Source organism: Adlercreutzia mucosicola DSM 19490, from assembly GCF_000422625.1.
Lineage (GTDB): Bacteria > Actinomycetota > Coriobacteriia > Coriobacteriales > Eggerthellaceae > Adlercreutzia > Adlercreutzia mucosicola.
Window position 1 is genome coordinate 1 of record NZ_AUGK01000024.1, and the last position, 2,078, is coordinate 2,078.

The window sequence follows — 2,078 nt, forward strand, 5'->3', positions numbered from 1 at the left end:
ACCTTCGTACGGATTCTCTGGAAGGATACCCACTATGAGCGGTATTTTCGTTAGAAACAGAAATCTCTCTACCTTCGAGTTCTACAACTCGGCGATTCAGATAAGCAAGGAAGTCAACCGTCTGGTCGCATCCGAAACCGTGGTGCCCAAGAAGCGCAAGTTCCTGAACGCAGTCCCGGCCATGGAAGCCGCGAGGTCTCTCCTCTACAACATCAACAGGTCTGACAGCTTCTACCCGAGCAACGCGAGGAACGCCTACGAGCGCAAGCGCTACCTAACCTTGGCTATAGCGGATTGCGAGCAGCTGTGTCTCGACATGCAGCAGATTATCGACCTGAATCCTCCGGCGAAGATCGCCAGATTCGAGCGGCTTGCTGAGCTAATCAATCTTGAGATCGACCTCCTCAAGAAGGCTCGCAAGGGCGTGAAGGTCATCGGCACTGCTTCTATAGAAGATGAGATTCGCGACCACGAGGACGAGCTGAGAAGGCTGCGTGAGTTACAATGAGCGCGGTTACGTCTCGTTTAGCGGGTCAACTGGTGGCTGCGCTCCGCGAACGGCGCGTCGGCGTCGAACGTGTGCAATGTCAACAGCAATGGCAATGCCAACAACAATTCGGCTACGAACACGTGGGTTCGCCCGCTGCCCTGATTCCCTTAACGCCAGACCGAGTAGGTTCAGAACCGAAAGCCGAGCATGAAGAGGAAGGGAGACGTGACCATCGGCACTCGTGCCGTCAATACGCACCCCGCAGAGGGCGACGGACGCTGCTTGCATGGCGTCGTATCGGATGCTCTACGACGTTTCATGTCGTTCCTCTACGCGGCTATCAGAGTATCCGCTTGCTGCCGTGCGGGGTGCCCTCCTCGGGGAACCGGCCATGAAATCGGAAGAGCGCAGAGCCGCCCGGAGGGTTAGGCGAGAACAGGCTCGCCTTAAGAAGCGCGAAGAACGGCTCGAAGGTCTCGACCTCGATGCGGTGGCAGACCTCGATAACCTTTACAGAGCGGCACACCAAGCTGCTCGCGGCGTGATGTGGAAGTCCTCCACCCAGCGCTACATGAAAGACGTTCTCAGGAACACGGTGAGATCGAGACGCGACCTGTTGGATGGTGTCGATATTTGCAAGGGATTCAACCGCTTCACGCTCTACGAGCGAGGAAAGCTGCGCCATATCGCCGCCGTGAAGTTCAGCGAGCGCGTTGTTCACAAGAGCCTATCCCAGAACGTGCTTGTCCCTGCCATCACACCGAGCCTTATATCGTCCAACTCGGCGAACGTGAAGGGTCGCGGCACCCACTACGCAATCATGACCTTAAAGAAGCAGCTCGCTAGGCATTGGCGACGGCACGGCTCGGAAGGGTACATCCTGCTGATAGACTTCTCGGATTATTTCGGCAGGATAGACCACGACTGCGTGAAGGCGCAGATCGACAAGTATCTGGACGACGAGGATGTCATAGCGCTCAGCAAGCACCTCATCGACGTTCAGGGAGAGGTCGGCCTTGGTCTCGGCAGCGAGCCTAATCAGATTCTCGCGATCGCCTACCCGAACGAGATAGACCATCTGGTCACCGAAATGTGCGGTGTGGAAGCCTACGGTCGCTACATGGACGACAGCTATGTAATCAGTCTCGACAAGTCAGTCCTGCAAGCGACGCTGGCCGTCATCGCTGACAGGTGCGCCACCTTGGGCATCGTCATCAACTGGAAGAAGACTAGGATCGTGAAGCTCTCCCGTGGATTCACCTTCTTGAAGAAACGGTTCTTCTTCACCGAGACGGGACGGATCGTGGTGAAGCCGTGTCGGGCGTCCATCACCAGAGAGCGCCGCAAGCTCAAGAAGCAGGCTAGGCTCTACCGAGAGGGCAAGATGACGTTCGAGCAGGTTTGGCAATCCTACCAGTCTTGGCGCGGCGGCATGACCCATTTCGACGCCCATAGAACGGTTCTCAGCATGGATGCTTTGTTCAAGGAGCTTATGGGCGATGTCATTTCAGATGAATAATCAGGAAAAATGTTGTATCATATCTAACCAGTTTCGGGGTTCGTGAAGAGGGAAGTAATCCCGACCAGA

The 2,078-nt window shown here is 55.9% G+C and carries 3 protein-coding genes; all 3 read left to right on the plus strand.

The annotated features are described in order from the left end of the window. Positions 1 to 508, plus strand: a 508-nt coding sequence (locus G503_RS0110985; RefSeq protein WP_235715558.1) for a hypothetical protein, incomplete at its 5' end; no start/stop codon positions are given. Positions 509 to 544: 36 nt separating this feature from the next. After that, positions 545 to 652: a hypothetical protein gene (locus tag G503_RS16960; RefSeq protein WP_371821109.1), complete on the plus strand. Its 108-nt coding sequence runs from the start codon at positions 545 to 547 to the stop codon at positions 650 to 652. Between the two features lie 229 nt (positions 653 to 881). After that, positions 882 to 2,009 (plus strand): RNA-directed DNA polymerase, encoded by a 1,128-nt coding sequence (locus G503_RS0110995; RefSeq protein ID WP_028027610.1) that lies wholly within the window; start codon positions 882 to 884, stop codon positions 2,007 to 2,009. The last annotated feature ends 69 nt before the right edge of the window (positions 2,010 to 2,078 follow it).

What these genes read in the sequence shown, in the direction of transcription:
- G503_RS0110995 (WP_028027610.1), top strand. Translation starts at nt 882, where the DNA reads ATGAAATCGGAAGAGCGCAGAGCCGCCCGGAGGGTTAGGCGAGAACAG.